Annotated in this window: 15 protein-coding genes and 1 riboswitch; of the genes, 2 read left to right on the top strand and 13 right to left on the bottom strand. The window is 48.1% G+C overall.

The features are described 5' to 3' along the window. The 4 genes from C7R92_RS02045 to C7R92_RS33080 form a co-directional block, all read right to left on the bottom strand. The gene (locus C7R92_RS02045; RefSeq protein WP_106833041.1) at positions 1-525 is read right to left on the bottom strand and encodes a hypothetical protein; all 525 of its coding nucleotides are present in this window, start codon (positions 523-525) and stop codon (positions 1-3) included. 74 nt (positions 526-599) lie between these two features. Next, complete coding sequence (locus C7R92_RS02040; RefSeq protein ID WP_017251098.1) at positions 600-1,058, bottom strand: chemotaxis protein CheX; 459 nt, start codon at positions 1,056-1,058, stop codon at positions 600-602. Between the two features lie 165 nt (positions 1,059-1,223). Continuing rightward, a complete protein-coding gene (locus C7R92_RS02035) occupies positions 1,224-1,622 on the bottom strand; it encodes a hypothetical protein (protein ID WP_106833040.1) in 399 nt (132 codons plus the stop codon). Positions 1,623-1,692: 70 nt separating this feature from the next. Then, positions 1,693-5,424, bottom strand: a complete 3,732-nt coding sequence (locus tag C7R92_RS33080; RefSeq protein ID WP_106833039.1) for a S8 family serine peptidase — start codon at positions 5,422-5,424, stop codon at positions 1,693-1,695. Between the two features lie 189 nt (positions 5,425-5,613). Here C7R92_RS33080 and C7R92_RS02025 point away from each other — a divergent pair, with 189 nt between their 5' ends. Then, positions 5,614-6,054 carry a MarR family winged helix-turn-helix transcriptional regulator gene (locus C7R92_RS02025; protein WP_106833038.1) on the top strand — a complete coding sequence of 147 codons (441 nt, stop codon included), beginning with the start codon at positions 5,614-5,616 and terminating at the stop codon, positions 6,052-6,054. 568 nt (positions 6,055-6,622) lie between these two features. On the opposite strand, the gene sdhB is transcribed toward C7R92_RS02025, so the two are convergent. From sdhB to C7R92_RS02010, 3 genes are read right to left on the bottom strand one after another with little or no spacing between them, the layout of a single operon-like run. Continuing rightward, positions 6,623-7,372 carry a succinate dehydrogenase iron-sulfur subunit gene (gene sdhB, locus C7R92_RS02020; protein ID WP_007722466.1) on the bottom strand — a complete coding sequence of 250 codons (750 nt, stop codon included), beginning with the start codon at positions 7,370-7,372 and terminating at the stop codon, positions 6,623-6,625. Between the two features lie 18 nt (positions 7,373-7,390). Then, positions 7,391-9,145 (bottom strand): succinate dehydrogenase flavoprotein subunit, encoded by a 1,755-nt coding sequence (sdhA, locus tag C7R92_RS02015; RefSeq protein ID WP_007722462.1) that lies wholly within the window; start codon positions 9,143-9,145, stop codon positions 7,391-7,393. Positions 9,146-9,164: 19 nt separating this feature from the next. After that, positions 9,165-9,776, bottom strand: coding sequence for a succinate dehydrogenase cytochrome b558 subunit (locus tag C7R92_RS02010; RefSeq protein ID WP_007722458.1), 612 nt, complete (start codon positions 9,774-9,776; stop codon positions 9,165-9,167). 429 nt (positions 9,777-10,205) lie between these two features. Here C7R92_RS02010 and C7R92_RS02005 point away from each other — a divergent pair, with 429 nt between their 5' ends. Further along, positions 10,206-10,658, top strand: coding sequence for a YslB family protein (locus C7R92_RS02005; protein WP_017251094.1), 453 nt, complete (start codon positions 10,206-10,208; stop codon positions 10,656-10,658). Between the two features lie 49 nt (positions 10,659-10,707). On the opposite strand, the gene C7R92_RS02000 is transcribed toward C7R92_RS02005, so the two are convergent. The 6 genes from C7R92_RS02000 to C7R92_RS01975 form a co-directional block, all read right to left on the bottom strand. Then, positions 10,708-11,949: an aspartate kinase gene (locus C7R92_RS02000; protein WP_069845535.1), complete on the bottom strand. Its 1,242-nt coding sequence runs from the start codon at positions 11,947-11,949 to the stop codon at positions 10,708-10,710. Positions 11,950-12,179: 230 nt separating this feature from the next. Next, a riboswitch (Lysine riboswitch) is annotated at positions 12,180-12,367 on the bottom strand. A gap of 102 nt (positions 12,368-12,469) precedes the next feature. After that, positions 12,470-14,251 carry an excinuclease ABC subunit UvrC gene (uvrC, locus tag C7R92_RS01995; protein ID WP_069845536.1) on the bottom strand — a complete coding sequence of 594 codons (1,782 nt, stop codon included), beginning with the start codon at positions 14,249-14,251 and terminating at the stop codon, positions 12,470-12,472. Positions 14,252-14,289: 38 nt separating this feature from the next. Then, positions 14,290-14,541, bottom strand: a complete 252-nt coding sequence (locus C7R92_RS01990; protein WP_106833037.1) for a DUF2164 domain-containing protein — start codon at positions 14,539-14,541, stop codon at positions 14,290-14,292. 125 nt (positions 14,542-14,666) lie between these two features. Beyond that, complete coding sequence (locus tag C7R92_RS01985; RefSeq protein ID WP_017251090.1) at positions 14,667-15,380, bottom strand: ABC transporter ATP-binding protein; 714 nt, start codon at positions 15,378-15,380, stop codon at positions 14,667-14,669. A gap of 1 nt (position 15,381) precedes the next feature. Beyond that, the gene (locus C7R92_RS01980) at positions 15,382-16,143 is read right to left on the bottom strand and encodes an ABC transporter ATP-binding protein (RefSeq protein ID WP_017251089.1); all 762 of its coding nucleotides are present in this window, start codon (positions 16,141-16,143) and stop codon (positions 15,382-15,384) included. A gap of 1 nt (position 16,144) precedes the next feature. Next, complete coding sequence (locus tag C7R92_RS01975) at positions 16,145-17,116, bottom strand: branched-chain amino acid ABC transporter permease (protein WP_106833036.1); 972 nt, start codon at positions 17,114-17,116, stop codon at positions 16,145-16,147. Positions 17,117-17,121 lie beyond the last annotated feature (5 nt).

Raw genomic sequence — 17,121 nt, 5'->3', positions numbered from 1 at the left:
TTAGAAAAATGGTTCATGTTGAAACCTGGCTGCATAGGATTGCCAAGCAAAAAACGATGCGCGATATTCATCCAATGGACCGTTTGCCGTTTCCACAGAAGCTACTCGTTCTGCAATCTTGGTAAACAATTTCCGTAAAGAGTCTTCCGAGGAAGTCCAGAATCGAAACTCCTTCACGTCCTCCTCCATATAGGCAATATATTCGGTTACATACTGAAGAGCGTGCAAAAAAAGGCGACTGCTGCGATACTGTTCTAAAAAATAGACCACCTGAATTTGAACGATATGCTTGTCTTCGTACTGATTTTCACCTGTCCCGTAAATGTACGAAAAAGCACCGATCACTTCATCGTCATCGTTGAAGCAAAGAAATGCTTTCCCCTCCATTAAAACGGGACTCGCCAGAAAACTGAGCGCCACAGGAAAGGAATATGGCATGCGGAGCTGGTCGTAGTTTTCCAATAAAAAGGCCATGTATTTCTCATAATACATCTCAGCTGAACAAATCGAGAAGTAATGATCCATCTCTTTCCATCCCTCCTTTGAATGATGATGTGTAGCTACGTATCCTTCACAAAAAAGACGGCCATTAGCCGCCTCTATCTTATCACAATAATTTGAATATCCAGTCTGCCCATATCATGGAGATCGAGCGGTGCAGTCAATGCTGTCCCTGCCATGCCTTTCAAGTCATGCTGGTGTAAAAATAAGGGCGGGGTAATGTCTACAAGAACACCTCGATTGGACAAAAGCGTACTCGCATTCCCGGAAATCATGTTCCCCAACTCGGAAATGGCGCTTTTTCCGAGCTCATCCATCTCTTGCACGGGATAGCCGCCCATCATGGCCGAGACAATGCGCAAAGCCAATTCCTCTTGCAGACCGAAAAAGACCTCACCTTGTAATTGACCTGTCATTCCGATTCGAATCCATGTATGGCCTTCTACATGGCTCCATTCTCTTTCAGCTAACTCTCCACGCGAAATGTCGACATTGCATACTTGTTGAATCACGGACGAAGCTGATTCAAGAAATGGATCAAGGTACTGGACTATCATCTGCATTCTCTTCCTTTCCCGGGCAATTCACTCTTAGAGGTTGTTCAAAAAGTACGTAGTAGTACTGGAAGCCTATTGGACATCGAAAAAGGTGCTGAAAAGACGACTTTTTGACGTACTCGTATAGGACTATCATAATGTCGACTTTTGGCAGATGCAATAGGATTACGAAAACTTCATAGGCATAAGGTCACGAAAACAGGGTGTGCTGGGAAAATAATCCTCTACTTTTGTCTCGTGACGAATGGTATAGATGGCCGTGCACGTTCGCAAGTCTAATATTTCTACACCGATCTCATGCTTACTCAATTGCCACATCGGAAGCTGGAGGCGATCAAAGGCAAAAACAGTATCTCCAAATGCCAAGCACTCTTGTATACAGCGGACAGCATCGTAATGTTCGTCGGCCTCAAGCAAATGAACGGGCTCCAAACCGAATTGTTCGATCAGATGAATGCGATCCCACAATTGCTCTGCCACACGCTTCCTTCTGGCGGTCCTTCTCGGTGATAGCACAGGGTACTCTCTCGTAACATATTCCCACATGATCCCGTGGTAAAACATCGAATAGAATCCTCCCACAAAAATTTGGCCCGGCAATAGCCTTCTATCTGCTACTGACGGGCCCGCTATCCTATTTTTTCTTTCCGACGACGTTCATCTCCGCTCGGGCTTCCCTACCCAGTGCATCAGTCGCAACAACCGTCAGTTTTTGCTTGCCTTCCTCTACCTCATGAAGCACCAGGCGAAATAGCCCACGATCATTCGCGTTGGTCTGAAAGCTTTTTGATCCATAGTTGATTTGGAGGTTAACAGCACCAGCACCTGTCACCTTCCCTTCGATGGGCAGCGCTTCACCTTCCTGCCCTTCTAGCTGTTTGTTCGGCAGCTGGATCGTCGGAGCTGGCACTGTTCGCGCCTTGTAGGATATACGCTGCTCCCCATTACTTATGACGACCGACCCTGCATTGGCATCGACATACGCATACACCAGCAACATGCTTTGATTGCCTGCACCGTCTTTGCCTTCAAGCAAAATGCGATTCTCTCCCTGCTTCATACTCAAAATTTGCGTCACGTATTTTTGCGCAGGGATTTCCAATTGCTCTTCTTCAAAGTAGGACACGATTTGCCCATTGATGCTTACCTGACCTTTATAGGTTTGATCTCTGTACATGAAGCGGACTGGAACCAGCATGTTCTTGGTTGCTGCATCGAATTGTACGTCTTCACTGCCATCGTTGATCAATTGCAGTGTCGGAGGACTCGTATCGACGATGACCCGTTGCGTGAATTGGCGCTTGTTTCCATACATATCCATTGCACTGTACATCACATAATTGAGTCCTTCCGTTAATCGCAGGATGGTTTCAAATGATCCATCCGTCGCCAGCTTTACAGGCGTTTTGTTAATCGACAAGCGGACTCTGTCCATCATATCCTCGCCTGTTACTTTGCCCCTGAAGGCTACATCCGGCTGCTTGGATATTTTCAGATAAGGAAACAAATCATCCGGAAACTCCACAAATGGCGGAGTACTGTCACTTTTCCCGTTAATATGCGCCACGCTGATATTCCCTGCATAATCATACGCGACTACACTCATTTTTTTATCTGGCTGATTAATGAGTGTGCTGGACACTTTTGGAGAATAGGGGCCTCCTACCCTCTTGCCGTTTACATAAAGGAAATAGGCTTGGATATCTTTATCGCGGCTGCTCCACTGAACCCGGTTTCCTGACACAGAAGCTGTAATCACAGGAGCTTTTGTATCCACGCGGATGGGGAGTGTCATCGTTTGCCAATTGGCATTGCGGTCGTCTATTTTGGCCTTAATGGAGAATTGGTACTGTCCATCAGGTGCCTGTATATAGGCGCCTTTTTGTGGTGAAAAGATCTTTCCGTCCCAGCTCCACGCTTCCTTTTCTGTATAATAGTATGGCGTCCCCAGCTTGGATTGGTCGTACTTGCTCACCTTTTCATCACGCACAAGAGTGCGAATCGGCTTGCCTGACTGATCTGTTACTTCGACGATAATATGACGGGCATTGCGCAAAAAAGTAATCGAAGGAGCAGCGACATCGTAATGCCCATCCCCGTTTGGCGAAAAGGCAATATGATTGGGATCGATTTTCGCACCGCCATCGGCTTTGACACCTGTAACACCTAGATAATCCCGATAGCGCCATTTGTCATTGCGTTTATCGTGATACCAGCTCGTCTTGACACCTGTTCGTTTTTCCTGACTTTCTGCCTCCCATACGGGCTGATCCATTATCTTTGGTTCATCCCAGTCCCCGTAGAAGCCATAAAACGGCGTGCGCAAAGTAGGCAGCTCTTTATCATCTGGTTGAAAGGAAATAAATCCTTCTGCAAATTGATTGCGTGCGGAGCCTGTCGGAATCGTGAGCGTTACCTTCACTTCCTCTAACTTCCCCGGCGCAACGGTAATCTTAGGAGCGGAAAATTGCAGGTCTGCCCCCTCCAAAAGGGTATCTGTCAGCATATTGATCCCGTTTTTGCGTAAGTCAGTCATGACACCAAACTCATTTTGTAGCTGATACGTAATTGGCTTTTTACCAAACTTGTTATTAATAAATAGAGAAAAGGTCGTTGAATTCCCAATCTCTCCTAACGAGACACCTGCTTTTCCTTTTGCATTCACAACAATGGCTGGCGTCTTGATCGCTTTTGCGATTTGCATCAGGCCTGCCCCTTGAACCCGTGGGCTGTAAGGAACTTTTTTTGCTTTCTCTTTATCCGCTGCGGGTATGCTGATTTGCGGATCGATAATCGGTTCTGCTGTATTCATCGCCGCGGCCTTCAACGTATCGACAAGCGATTTGCCTTGCAGGTTCCGCCCTTGCTTGAGATAACCTTGTTTCAGCAAAGCCATCCCGCCCGCCACATGGGGCGTTGCCATTGACGTACCACTTTTCACGGCATATTCTGACTCTCGCGTGAGTGACAAGATGCCTCCACCTGGAGCAGCAATCTCCGGTTTGAACTGCAAATCGGGTGTTGGTCCCCATGATGAAAAAGCCGAGATCGTTCCTCCATCTGGATAAGGCATTGGATTTTGGCCATATTCACCGTTAAATGAGATCGTCACTTTCTTGCCTTTTTTAATCGCTTGCGCCATTTGCTCGCCCATGTGCTTCAAGACAGAAACAGCCGGGATTTGCTTGGCATGCTCCGCACTGATAATGAGTGGTCCCATTTCATTGTTGTAGATAACAGCACCAACTGCTCCTGCTTCTTTGGCGAGGCGTAGCTTATCGTCGAATGAAATGTCGCCTCGCTCGAGCAATACCACCTTATCTTTTACGGAAACATTGTAGTCTTCCTTCTTCCCTTTCCCCATATAGACAAGCGGATACGGCTTCATCAGTGTCATGACCGGGTTTATCGCACCCCCGCCTTCCACATAGCCCGATAAATACACGACTTTCTCCATACCGGGTACCCCTTGCACCGTAAAGCTATAGCCAGCCAGTGCTGTAGCGTTAACAGAAGCAACCGAAAACGCATCAGGACTCAAGCCTGGAGAACCGATCATGGCGATATCTGGATTCTGTGCTCGTACCTTATCACTGCCGAAATACGCATCATTGCCGGCGGCTGCCACAACTACGATCCCATTATCGACTGCTCGCTTCACAGCCATTTGCTCCACATTTGTTTCATCCACATAGCCCGCTGAGGAACCGAGACTCAGGTTGATGACATCTGCTTTTTTCGTAATGGAATCATTGATCGCAAATAAAATCGATTCACCTAGCCCAGGAACCTCGCTTTGATAATTGGAAAATACTTTTTGGCTGATGAGCTGGGCTTCAGGAGCAACTCCTTTTACTTTTCCGTTCGCCCCAATAATTCCCGCCACATGGATACCATGCTGAGATTCCGATACGTCTTCCGTTGTTTGCGTACGGTCAGCCCAGTTAAAGCCAGGGATCACCTTCTGGGAAGAGCCTGACTTTTGCATGGCTGAACGCTTATCATGTGGGACAGGGAAATCGGGATGGCGCGGATTGACTCCCGTATCGATCACGGAAACGAGCATCCCTTCCCCTTTTACCCCCGCTTCCTCCCAAGCCTTCGTTGCCTCAATCATTTCCAGCGAATCGACAGGCGCAGATTTTAATTGCTCACCTCGCAGTAGCAGTTCTTGTCGTTGCCATTCATCTGCCTTCGTTTTATATTCCTTGTCCTCGTTGCCTGTATGTAATGGCTTGTGCATTTCCGCGAGATCCTGCAAAATCTGTGTACGAATGGTCGCTGTTCCTTCAAACGCTGTTGTGCTGACAGTCGTTGCGGGAAGCAAAGCCAATATCAATCCAATGCTGCATACCTTTTTCTTCATCGTTTGCCCCCTTGCTGGAAGTCATTCCATTATGTTTTCAGTTTTCACTAGGAATCGCTTGGGTATTCCCTTCTTTTCGCGAAGGTTGACAAACGAAGTATTTTCAGCCTATATTTAAGTGCGTTAAATATTACATATCAAATATTCCCGATAACGAAGAAATAGATCAAATAAGGAGACGATACGAGCATGCCCTCCCCCTTAACAGATACGCTTGAGCGCCTGCAGGAGGCGTTTCGTACCATTATGCGCACCATGGGAACGCAATTAGCCGAACCTGTCTCTGGTTTAACTGGCCCGCAATTCTACATTCTTCATCAGTTGGAACAGAAGGAAAAATGCACCGTTGGAGAATTGGCTGAATCAATGGGGGTCAAACCAAGCGCCATCACAGCAATGATCGACCGTTTGGATAAACACGGTTTCGTCGCCCGTGATCGTGATGAGGAAGATCGCCGAGTGGTATACATCAGCTTGCGCGATTCTGGCAAAAAAATTCTGCAAGTAGCCAAGCAGAATCGAAGAGAAAAACTAAATAAAATGTTCTCTCACCTCAGCGAGGATGAACTTCAGCAGTTCGTCAGCATCTTTGAAAAGCTGGCGATGGCAGCGGTTATCGAGACGGATTGAATAAACTCATTGTACGTTGCTATTGTGGTGGGGAGAAAACAGGAGAAAACGCTCAGCTTCTTGTCCCACCCGCTGGGGGATTCACTGCCCGACTCCATGCAAAAAGCGAAACCGCGTCCAAAGTAGTCCTTTCAGGATGCTTCTCAGAGGTGGACGCTTAAGAACGTGTTTCGCTTTTTGTATGGAGTCTCGGTCGGTGTACCAAAGATCTTCGCTTTTTCTCCTGTTTCCTCTACGATCTTTCCGTGTTAAACGGGTTTTAAAATCCTTTAAAGAATGAAGAACGTAATCAGTCACGATAGAGAAGAATATTTCCAGACGTAGCGACTTGTGGAGTCCTACCCAGCGGAGAAGGGATTTGCGGGCAACAGAAACGCAACGTGCCCACGCGACGAAGCGGCTACCACTTTTGCGTTTCCCCGCAAATCCCTTCGGAGCGGACAGTCTCAACCCCCAGCAGGACGGAGCCTGGAGCCTAGACTGGAAATATTCTTCTCTCCACTACAGCGACATTGAAAAAAGGCGTGCATTCCGGATCACCGGTGCACGCCTTTTCTATTGCAAACAATTAGGAGAAGAAGAACTTCTTCACTGCATGTTTGGTTGTTTCTTTGTTCATATGAGCGATCGAAGTTGTGAGCGGAATACCTTTTGGACATGCTTGTACGCAGTTTTGCGAGTTACCGCAATCACCGATACCGCCATCTTCCATCAGGGCTTCCAGACGCTCATGCTTGTTCATCATACCCGTTGGATGCTGGTTGAACAGACGAACCTGCGAAATCGCGAACGGACCGATGAACTCAGCCTTCGCATTCACGTTCGGGCAAGCTTCCAAGCAAACACCGCACGTCATGCACTTCGAAAGCTCGTACGCCCATTGACGCTCAACTTCCGGCATGCGAGGACCTGGTCCCAGATCATGCGTACCATCGATTGGAACCCACGCTTTTACGCGTTTCAGCGCATCGAACATGCGGCTGCGGTCAATCGACAAGTCACGTTGTACAGGGAAGGTGCTCATTGGCTCAAGACGAATCGGCTGTTCCAGCTTATCTACCAGTGCCGAGCAAGCTTGGCGCGGTCTTCCGTTAATAACCATCGAGCACGCACCGCATACTTCTTCCAAGCAGTTCGATTCCCAGTTTACTGGAGACGTTTTTTGACCTTGTGCGTTGAGTGGATTACGTTGAATCTCCATCAAAGCACTGATCACGTTCATACCAGGACGGTAAGGAATCTTGAACTCTTCCTTGTACGGAGTGCTGTCAGGGCTATCTTGACGAGTGATAATCAAATGAATCAATTTTTCTGCCATGATCAGTTTCCTCCTCTCTTATTTCTTGTCAGACGTATAGTCACGCTTACGTGGTGCGATCAGGGATACGTCGATGTCTTCATAGTAGATTTCAGGCGCAGTCGTTTCAGCATTGTACTTCGCCATTGTCGTCTTCATGAAGTTCTCGTCATCACGCTCTGGGAAATCAGGCTTGTAGTGAGCACCACGGCTCTCGTCGCGCTTGAGCGCACCGATCGTGATCGCACGGGACAGTGCGAGCATGTTCCACAGATGACGGGTAAACGCCGCACCGGAGTTGCTCCATTTATTCGTATCGTTGATGTTGATTTTCTTGTAGCGTTCCATCAGTTCAACGATCTTATCATCCGTTTTTTGCAGACGGTCGTTGTAACGTACTACCGTTACGTTGTCAGTCATCCACTCACCCAGTTCCTTGTGGATCAGGTAAGCATTTTCTGTTCCGTCCATTTTCAGGATGCTGTCGTATTTCGCTTGCTCTTGGCTAGCAAAACCGTCGAAGAGCGTGGAAGACAGATCATCAGAGGATTTGTTCAAGCCTTTGATGTACTCGATTGCTTTTGGACCTGCTACCATACCGCCATAGATAGCGGACAGGAGGGAGTTCGCACCCAAACGGTTTGCACCGTGCTGAGAGTAATCGCACTCACCTGCTGCAAACAGACCAGGGATATTGGTCATTTGATTGTAGTCTACCCACATACCGCCCATGGAGTAGTGAACCGCAGGGAAAATCTTCATTGGAACTTTACGTGGGTCATCCCCAACGAATTTTTCGTAAATCTCGATAATACCGCCCAATTTTACATCCAGTTCTTTTGGATCTTTGTGGGACAGGTCTAGGTATACCATGTTTTCGCCGTTGATACCCAGCTTCATATCTACGCAAACGGAGAAGATTTCGCGAGTCGCGATGTCACGCGGAACCAGGTTTCCGTATGCAGGGTATTTATCTTCCAGGAAGTACCAAGGCTTACCGTCTCTGTACGTCCATACACGGCCACCCTCACCACGAGCAGACTCGGACATCAGACGCAGCTTGTCGTCGCCAGGGATTGCAGTTGGGTGAATTTGGATCATCTCACCATTGGAGTAGATAACCCCTTGTTGATACGCCGCAGAAGCTGCAGTACCTGTATTGATAATCGAGTTCGTCGATTTACCGAAGATGATACCAGGTCCGCCTGTTGCCAAAATAACGGCATCCGCACGGAAGGATTGAATTTCACCGGAACGCATGTTTTGCGCAGTAATCCCGCGACAGGTTCCTGTATCGTCCAAAACGGCTCCGAGGAAATCCCAATATTCGTACTTGGTTACCAGACCTTCAGCTTCATAACGGCGTACTTGTTCGTCCAATGCGTACAAGAGCTGTTGTCCAGTTGTCGCACCCGCAAAAGCGGTACGGTGATGTTTGGTTCCCCCGAAACGACGGAAGTCCAACAAACCTTCTGGCGTACGGTTAAACATAACGCCCATACGGTCCAACATATAGATAATGCCAGGTGCTGCATCGCACATTGCTTTAACTGGCGGTTGGTTTGCCAAGAAGTCTCCGCCATATACTGTATCGTCGAAGTGCTCCCATGTGGAGTCGCCTTCCCCTTTGGTATTTACCGCACCGTTAATACCGCCCTGCGCACAGACAGAGTGGGAACGTTTTACCGGAACCAGGGAGAACAGCTGAACAGGAACGCCTTTTTCTGCTGCTTTGATGGTAGCCATCAAGCCGGCCAAACCTCCACCGACAATGATCAGTTTACCTTTTGCCATGAGTTTAGTCCCCCTATCCCTACAAAATGAAAGCCGACATCGCACGCAAGCCGATGAAGGTTACAATTACGAATACGCCCAAAGTCAGGAATGTTGCAATGCGTTGGGAACGCGGCCCAACTGTAATTCCCCAGTGAACCAGGAACGACCACAGTCCGTTGGAGAAGTGGAAAGTCGTGCTAATAATCCCGATTGTGTAGAATACGATCATTGCAGGACTGCTCAAAATGTTTGCCATCATGTCATAATCCACGTGTGCACCCAGTGCTTTTTGGATACGAGTTTCCCAAACGTGCCAAACAATAAAAATGAGGGTAATGACTCCTGTAACGCGTTGCCACAAGAACATTTGGTTTCGGAAGTAACCGAAGTTCCCTACGTTATGCTTCGCTTGGAACGCGATGTAGAGACCGTAAACAGCGTGAAACAGGATCGGGAGGTAGATCAAGGCAAATTCAAGTACTAACAGAAATGGAAGGCTTTCAATGAAGCCTACGGCCTGGTTGAAAGCTTCAGGCCCACGAGTCGCTTGATAGTTGGCTGTCAAGTGGAACACGAGGAAGAGCCCGATCGGAAACAAACCAAGAAGTGAGTGTAGCTTGTGACTGAGAAAGCTATGGCCTTTCGCCATACAATGGTCCCCCTTTCAATGTATGTAACTCTCAATTCTGTGAAAAACGTCAAGCGTCACCGCAAGCAGTCCAAAACGGTTTTCGGCCGTTTTGATAGACCTTTCCCCAATATCCTAACCCATTGCCTCACCCATTAGACATAGCAAAACCGCCACGATCATTTTATGAAGAGCGTCTTGACGCTGTTCACAAAATGACTGCGTTCGCTAGATCACATGAATTTGTCGGAATGTGTCAAAATTCGAGAAAAAGTTGGGCAAAACTTTGACCAAATCCAATTGTACTCTTGTCGACACATAGCGTCAAGACAATCAATGTACTAAATACATTGATAGAATAACTTTGTTTAGTCCAGCTATTTTTTCTATTAAGATGTCATGAATGCGAGTCCCTCCTCATAATCTAGTACAGACAGGAGGGAAGCACATATGAAAGAGAAGGATCAGCTTGCAGCACTGTTGCCGCCAGAGACCATTCCCTATGCGGAAAGAATGAATATGCCCTATCTTGGCTATCATCTTCTACGCGAAACGCTGACTAGCACCCTGCTAGGCGATAGTGAAAACCATATTCTCTATTGGATTGGAAAAAATATGGGCCGCCAAATCCCCATTCAATCTGCAACAGGCCCGATTATGCCTTTTATTCGACTCGGATTAGGCCAGCTCGACGTCGTGGAGGAGTCCGGGCAAACTATCGTCTATTCGCTTACTCATTCCATTTTTAGCTACCAGTCTATCGAAAGACTAGGATGCAGTCTTTCTTTTGAGGCTGGGATCATTGCTGGTATGATTGAGCAATGGAAAGAAAGAGAAGCGTTCAGCAAAATCGAAATGGAAAGCTCCTCTGACATACGTATATCTGTACAAGTGGCGTCATGAAGAAAATGCCCCCTCTACCTTTAACAAAGGGAGAGGGAGCATCCATGTTTTATACTCCGTGCACGACCGCGGTTTCCTCGACATCCAGACCATATGCCGAATGAAGACTGCGAACAGCCAGCTCCGTCAAGGCTGCTGGAATGACGCAAGAAACCTTGATATCAGACGTAGATACCATTTTAATAGAAATTTCTTTTTCTGCCAGAACACGGAACATTTCGGCAGCTACCCCTGGATTATTGATCATGCCTGAGCCAACAATCGATACCTTGGTCAAGCCTTCCTCGAAATCGACTTTTTCAAAGCCAAGCTCGTTTTTGTTTCTGTCCAGCGTATCCAGTGCTTTTTTCAGGTCATCCGCTGCAACTGTAAAAGAAATATTCGTAACAGACGCATCATAAGAGCTTTGGATAATGATATCGACGTTCACCTGATTGTCCGCCAGCGTATTGAACAGACGGGAGAGCGTCCCGACCTTGGCAGGCATGCCGACAACCGTGATTTTGGCTACATCTTCATCGTGTGCAACTCCACTTACTACTCTTCCTGTTTCCATGTTGGCAACCTCCTCAACGTACGTACCATCTTCGGCAGTAAAGCTGGAGCGGACGACCAGCCTTACCTTGTATTTTTTCGCAGCCTCTACTGACCTTGGATGAAGAACCCCTGCACCGAGGTTCGCCAACTCCAGCATCTCATCATACGAGATCGTATCCAGCTTGCTCGCAGCTGGAACCACTCGCGGATCAGCTGTATACACCCCGGACACGTCTGTAAAGATTTCGCATTTCTCAGCGTTCAAGCTCGCTGCGAGTGTAACCGCAGATGTATCCGATCCACCGCGGCCGAGCGTCGTAATTTCACCTTCGTCACTGATCCCTTGGAATCCTGCCACGATCACCACACGACCACGGCCGAGCTCGGATTGAATCCGCTCTGGATCAATCTGCTTGATCCGTGCTCTTCCGTGAATCGCCTCCGTGGTGATTCCAGCCTGCCAGCCCGTAAGAGAAATGGCGTCGTAGCCTTTTGTATGCAAGGCCATCGACAAAAGCGCGATCGATACCTGCTCCCCCGTGGTCAGAAGCATATCCATTTCACGCTCGGATGGGTATGCGCTAATCTGCTTGGCCATATCTACCAACACGTCAGTAGATTTGCCCATTGCAGAAACAACGACTACCACATCATGCCCTTCCTCTTTGTAGCTGACAATTCGATCCGCAACTCGTAAAATTCGCTCAATGGTACCTACAGAGGTGCCTCCGTATTTCTGCACGATCAACCCCATGCGGCTTCTCTCCCTTTTTCTCATATCCAATGTTGGTATTTATCTCGTATCGTATGGTTTTTCACTATTCTCTCTATAAGGAAAAGTCTTGCATTTTATTTTACAAAAAAGGCACCGACAAGGAATAAGACCTGCCGCTGCCTACTGTTTCGACATACCGGTTCCTCCCTCCCAATACACGCGGACAACGAAGATTGACAGTCATCACCATCAAAACTCACATTGACACACCGTGAGATAGCTCTCCATCTGACAATTGGTCATTGTGCAGATGACAGTCCTGCATTTGTTCAACGCAGACCCAGCATGGAGAAAAGCGGGTTTCCCTCCACACTTCGGCGAATTCCCCTTTCCCGTCCCCTTCACAGATTCCCGATCTCAGGGTGGTACTCTTGGTTTTCGCGCCTCTACCTCACTCCATAATGGAAGTGAGGCTAACTATTCTGTTTGAATCGGATTATATCATGAGTCTAAAAATGGATCAATTCCTTTTTAGAGGTTGTTCAAAAAGTTACATGTGCTATGTGTCCAGCTTGCGCAGATGCCCGATGATTTCTTTTGCCAGCTTGTCACCGATCCCTAATTGGCGGAAGTCTTCAACGGTCGCCTCTCGCATTTTTTTCAACGAGCCAAAATGAGAGAACAACAGCTTGCGTCGCTTCTCACCGATACCCGGGATCTCATCTAACTGCGAGGAGAGCATCGTTTTTGTCCGGGATTGTCTGTGGAATGTAATAACAAAACGGTGGACTTCATCTTGGATGCGCTGCAACAAATAAAACTCATAGCTATCACGTCTAAGATTCACAGGCTCTGGCGGATCTCCGTACATGAGCTGAGCGGTGCGGTGCTTCTCGTCCTTCGCAAGTCCACAGACGGGAATATAGAGACCCAGCTCGTTTTCCAGCACGTCCATAGCCGCACTGATTTGGCCTTTTCCACCATCGATCACAATCAGGTCGGGCATCGGCTGGTTTTCTTTCAGCAGGCGTGAGTAACGACGGCGAACCACTTCGCGCATGGAGCCGTAATCATCTGGCCCCTCGACGGTTTTGATCTTGAATTTGCGGTATTCCTTTTTGTCAGGGCGACCGTCTGTAAACACAATCATCGCAGACACAGGCTCTGTTCCCTGAATGTTGGAGTTGTCAAACGCTTCAATTCGATGAGGAACCGGAATCCCTAAAATGTGACCAAGATTGTGTACCGCTTGGACTGTACGAGCATCGTCCTTGGACATCAGCGCGAACTTCTCCTGCAAAGCAATACGGGCGTTCTCGGAAGCCATCTTCACGAGCTCATGCTTTTTGCCTCTTTTCGGAGCATGGACTTTGATACCCAGCCACTCACCCAAAAGCTCCGGTTCACTCTCTTGCGGGAGCAAAATTTCTTTTGGTAGCGCATTTTGTTTATCGTAGTAGAACTGGCTCACATAAGACATAAAGTCCTCGGTTTCGCTTCCATAGTATGGAAAAGAAGTCGTCTGACGCTCGATCATCTTCCCTTTTCGCATGTAGAACACCTGAATGCACATCCAGCCTTTTTCCACAGCAAATCCGATAATGTCGCGGTCTACCGTATCCGTGAACGTGATCTTCTGCTTCTCCATCACCGCTTCGATGCTCTTGATCTGATCGCGATATTCCTTGGCTCGTTCAAACTCCATGTTTTCTGCGGCTTGTAGCATTTTTTCCGTGAGAGTTTGCTTCATTTCCTCGTGGCCACCATCGAGGAACCGGCTGATTTCGTCCACCAAACGCTGATTTTCCTCTGCCGATACCTCGTACACACAGGGCGCTAAACATTGTCCCAAATGGTAGTAAAGACAAACCTGCTTGGGCATATTGCGGCATTTGCGCAACGGATAGAGGCGATCCAGCAGCTTCTTCACCTCGGAGGCATCTCCGGCATTCGGATAAGGACCGAAATACTTGGCTTTATCTTTTAATACCTTACGGGTAATCTCCAGGCGTGGCTGCGCCTCATTCGTAATTTTGATGTACGGATAGGTCTTGTCGTCGCGGAGCATGACATTGTAACGCGGGTCGTGCTCCTTGATCAGGTTGCACTCGAGGATGAGCGCCTCAATCGCGGAGGATACCACAATGTACTCAAAGTCCACGATTTCACTGACCAACAGCTGCGTCTTCCCGTTATGACTGCCTGTAAAATAAGAGCGGACGCGGTTTTTCAGTACCTTGGCTTTTCCTACGTAAATGATTTCCCCGCTCGCATTTTTCATCAGGTAGCAGCCTGGCTTATCTGGCAGGACAGCCAGCTTATCTTTTAAGGAGCTGTTCATGGCTGCTCCCTCCTCTTTGCTCTATATCTGCCATGCATCTATTTGTTCTTGTGAATTGGTTTTTCCAATACATACAGTTCATCTTCTAAGGAACTCATCCGTTCCATCAGCAGCTTACGGCTGTCTTGCACCCCTTGATTGTAATAGAAGGGGCCGAGCTCTTTTGAGAAAAAGGCAATCAACTCTTCCGTCTCCAAATTGCCGAGTGTCTCCGACCGTTCTTCTTTAAAATAGCGTTGTACTTGATGAACAAGATATTCCATTTGCTCTCTCGTCAATTTGGCTGGCATCGTATCCGGCTTCCTTCCCTTTTTCGCATCATAAGAGAATATACGTTCTATCCTTTATAGTACCATGGAATGATGACGAAAAAAACTGCCGCCTCATTCCATGGCGACAGTTTTTTACAGGCAGACTAGTGCTTGCGACCACCCAAATATGCTTCTTTTACACGCTCGTCGTTTAACAACGCTTCTCCTGTGCCGTCCAACACGATTTGCCCTGCCTCCAGTACATACCCGTAATCAGCGATTTTGAGGGCTTGTTTGACATTTTGCTCCACGATGAGGACGGTTGTACCTTCCGCATTGATTTCTTTGATCACCTTGAAAATGTCCGATACCACGATGGGAGCCAAGCCCATCGACGGCTCGTCCAAAAGCAGCAGCTTCGGTCGCGACATCAATGCGCGAGCAATGGCTAGCATTTGCTGTTGACCGCCAGACATCGTCCCTCCCAATTGGGAAAGCCGTTCCTTCAGGATGGGGAACCAGGTCATCATCTTCTCCATGTCGTCCTTGATGCCTTGTGCATCGTTGCGCTGGAATGCGCCCATTTCCAGGTTTTCCAGCACGGTCATCTTCCCGAGGATCGCACGCCCTTCTGGTACCAACGCCAATCCGGCTTTTACGATCTGATGGGGTCTCGAACCCTCTATGCGTTGACCACAAAACGTAATCGTCCCTGCTTCAGGCTTCAGTTGACCTGCAATCGTACGCATGGTTGTGGTTTTTCCCGCTCCGTTCGCCCCGATCAGCGAGACGATTTTTCCCTCAGGCACTTCCAGCGTTATCCCACGAATTGCCTTGATTTGACCGTAGGAGGTCGTCAAGTTTTGTATATTCAGCATCTTATTCGTCCTCCTTGCCGAGGTAGGCTTCAATCACATCTGGATTGTTTTGTACCTCTGCCGGGGTGCCGTCAGCAATTTTGACCCCAAAGTTGATACATACGACCTTTTCACACAGGTTCATGACCAATCCCATATCGTGTTCGACCAACAGGACAGTCGTCCCGTCATCGCGAATTTTTTTGACCAGCTCCATGAGCGCTTTTGTCTCGGTCTCGATCATTCCCGCAGCAGGCTCGTCCAAAAGCAAAAGCTTTGGCTCAGTAGCCAGTGCCCGCGCAATCTCCAGACGCCGTTGTTGACCGTAAGCCAATGTATCCGAGCGAACATCAGCAATGTCAGACAAGCCTACGAATTCGAGGAGCTCCTCTGCTTTTTTGGTAACAGCCTTTTCTTCCGCACGTTGTCCGGGGGTTTTCAAAAGGGAAGCCCAGAAGCCCGCCTTCATGCGCGAATGACATCCTACCTTCACATTGTCCAGCGCACTCATGTGACCGAAGAGGCGAATATTTTGGAACGTCCTCGCAATTCCCATTTCGGTAATTTTGTTAGGCGCCACCCCATTTAGTTTTTGTCCAGCAAAAGAAAAGGTGCCCGTGGTTGGTTCGAATATGCCCGTTGCCATATTGAAAATGGTCGTTTTGCCCGCACCATTCGGACCAATCAAGCCGACAATTTCGCCCTCTCCGACCGTAAAAGAAACGTCACGAAGAGCGGTGATGCCGCCAAAGCTTTTTCCTACGTTCGCAAGTTCCAGCAACATCTTATACTCCCCCCTTCGCTTCCTTGTCCGATGACTTGCCCCGACGACGCTTGAACAGCTTTTGGAACGTATCGGCGCCAATCAAGCCATGCGGACGGAACGCCATTACACCAACCATGATCAAACCGTACATGAGCATTTTGTACTCGGCCAAACCACGTAGTACCTCCGGCAGTGCTGTCAAAACCAGGGCACCAAACAGCGGTCCCCATACCACTTCGCTGCCGCCGATCACGGCATAAGACAGAATCTCTACGACTTTATGATAGTTAAAATCGTCTGGCGTAATGGTCGTCGTAATGTGGGCGAACAATCCTCCACATACACCAGCCAAAATGGAACCGATCACAAAAGCAAGCATCTTATAATAGTTGACTTGCAATCCCATCGCACGTGCTGCCGTTTCGTCTGCTTTGATCGCTTCAAAAGCTCGCCCGAGACGAGAACGGTTCAGACGCAGCGTCAGGAAAAGAACGAAGGCAAACAGGAGCAGCATAAACACAAAGGTCGATAATGACTTCATTTGCATGACCGAAATACCAAAGCTTTGCGCTTTTAACCCCATTGCTTTTTCAAAATCGTATAAGTAATTGCCAATCGATTGAAGTCCGGTCAGTCCGAGGGCGCCATTTGTAATTTCCATATTGAGAAAAATAACGCGGATCACTTCACCAAAGCCAAGCGTAGCAATGGCCAGGTACAAGCCGTGGAGCTTCAATGTCGGAGCACCGATCAACAGTGCAATTAACCCTGCCGCCAGTCCCCCGATTATGATGGCGATAAACAGAGGCATGTCCGCTTGCTTTGTCAAAATACTCGCCGTAAAAGCACCAATGCTCATAAAGCCCGCATGTCCCAAAGAAAGCTGGCCCGTCGAGAGTGTAATGTAAATACTGATCGCCAAAATACTGTTTAACAAGATAAAAGTCAGTACCTGTAAGTTATATGGATTGAGAATGTCCAATGTCTGCACCTCCC

Source organism: Brevibacillus porteri, from assembly GCF_003013475.1.
Taxonomy (GTDB): domain Bacteria; phylum Bacillota; class Bacilli; order Brevibacillales; family Brevibacillaceae; genus Brevibacillus; species Brevibacillus porteri.
The sequence above is the reverse complement of the archived record's forward strand: the minus strand, read 5'-3'. Positions and strand labels throughout refer to the sequence as shown.

What these genes read in the sequence shown, in the direction of transcription:
- C7R92_RS02045 (WP_106833041.1), bottom strand. Translation starts at nt 525, where the DNA reads ATGGATCATTACTTCTCGATTTGTTCAGCTGAGATGTATTATGAGAAA.
- C7R92_RS02040 (WP_017251098.1), bottom strand. Translation starts at nt 1,058, where the DNA reads ATGATAGTCCAGTACCTTGATCCATTTCTTGAATCAGCTTCGTCCGTG.
- C7R92_RS02035 (WP_106833040.1), bottom strand. Translation starts at nt 1,622, where the DNA reads ATGTTTTACCACGGGATCATGTGGGAATATGTTACGAGAGAGTACCCT.
- C7R92_RS33080 (WP_106833039.1), bottom strand. Translation starts at nt 5,424, where the DNA reads ATGAAGAAAAAGGTATGCAGCATTGGATTGATATTGGCTTTGCTTCCC.
- C7R92_RS02025 (WP_106833038.1), top strand. Translation starts at nt 5,614, where the DNA reads ATGCCCTCCCCCTTAACAGATACGCTTGAGCGCCTGCAGGAGGCGTTT.
- sdhB (WP_007722466.1), bottom strand. Translation starts at nt 7,372, where the DNA reads ATGGCAGAAAAATTGATTCATTTGATTATCACTCGTCAAGATAGCCCT.
- sdhA (WP_007722462.1), bottom strand. Translation starts at nt 9,145, where the DNA reads ATGGCAAAAGGTAAACTGATCATTGTCGGTGGAGGTTTGGCCGGCTTG.
- C7R92_RS02010 (WP_007722458.1), bottom strand. Translation starts at nt 9,776, where the DNA reads ATGGCGAAAGGCCATAGCTTTCTCAGTCACAAGCTACACTCACTTCTT.
- C7R92_RS02005 (WP_017251094.1), top strand. Translation starts at nt 10,206, where the DNA reads ATGAAAGAGAAGGATCAGCTTGCAGCACTGTTGCCGCCAGAGACCATT.
- C7R92_RS02000 (WP_069845535.1), bottom strand. Translation starts at nt 11,949, where the DNA reads ATGGGGTTGATCGTGCAGAAATACGGAGGCACCTCTGTAGGTACCATT.
- uvrC (WP_069845536.1), bottom strand. Translation starts at nt 14,251, where the DNA reads ATGAACAGCTCCTTAAAAGATAAGCTGGCTGTCCTGCCAGATAAGCCA.
- C7R92_RS01990 (WP_106833037.1), bottom strand. Translation starts at nt 14,541, where the DNA reads ATGCCAGCCAAATTGACGAGAGAGCAAATGGAATATCTTGTTCATCAA.
- C7R92_RS01985 (WP_017251090.1), bottom strand. Translation starts at nt 15,380, where the DNA reads ATGCTGAATATACAAAACTTGACGACCTCCTACGGTCAAATCAAGGCA.
- C7R92_RS01980 (WP_017251089.1), bottom strand. Translation starts at nt 16,143, where the DNA reads ATGTTGCTGGAACTTGCGAACGTAGGAAAAAGCTTTGGCGGCATCACC.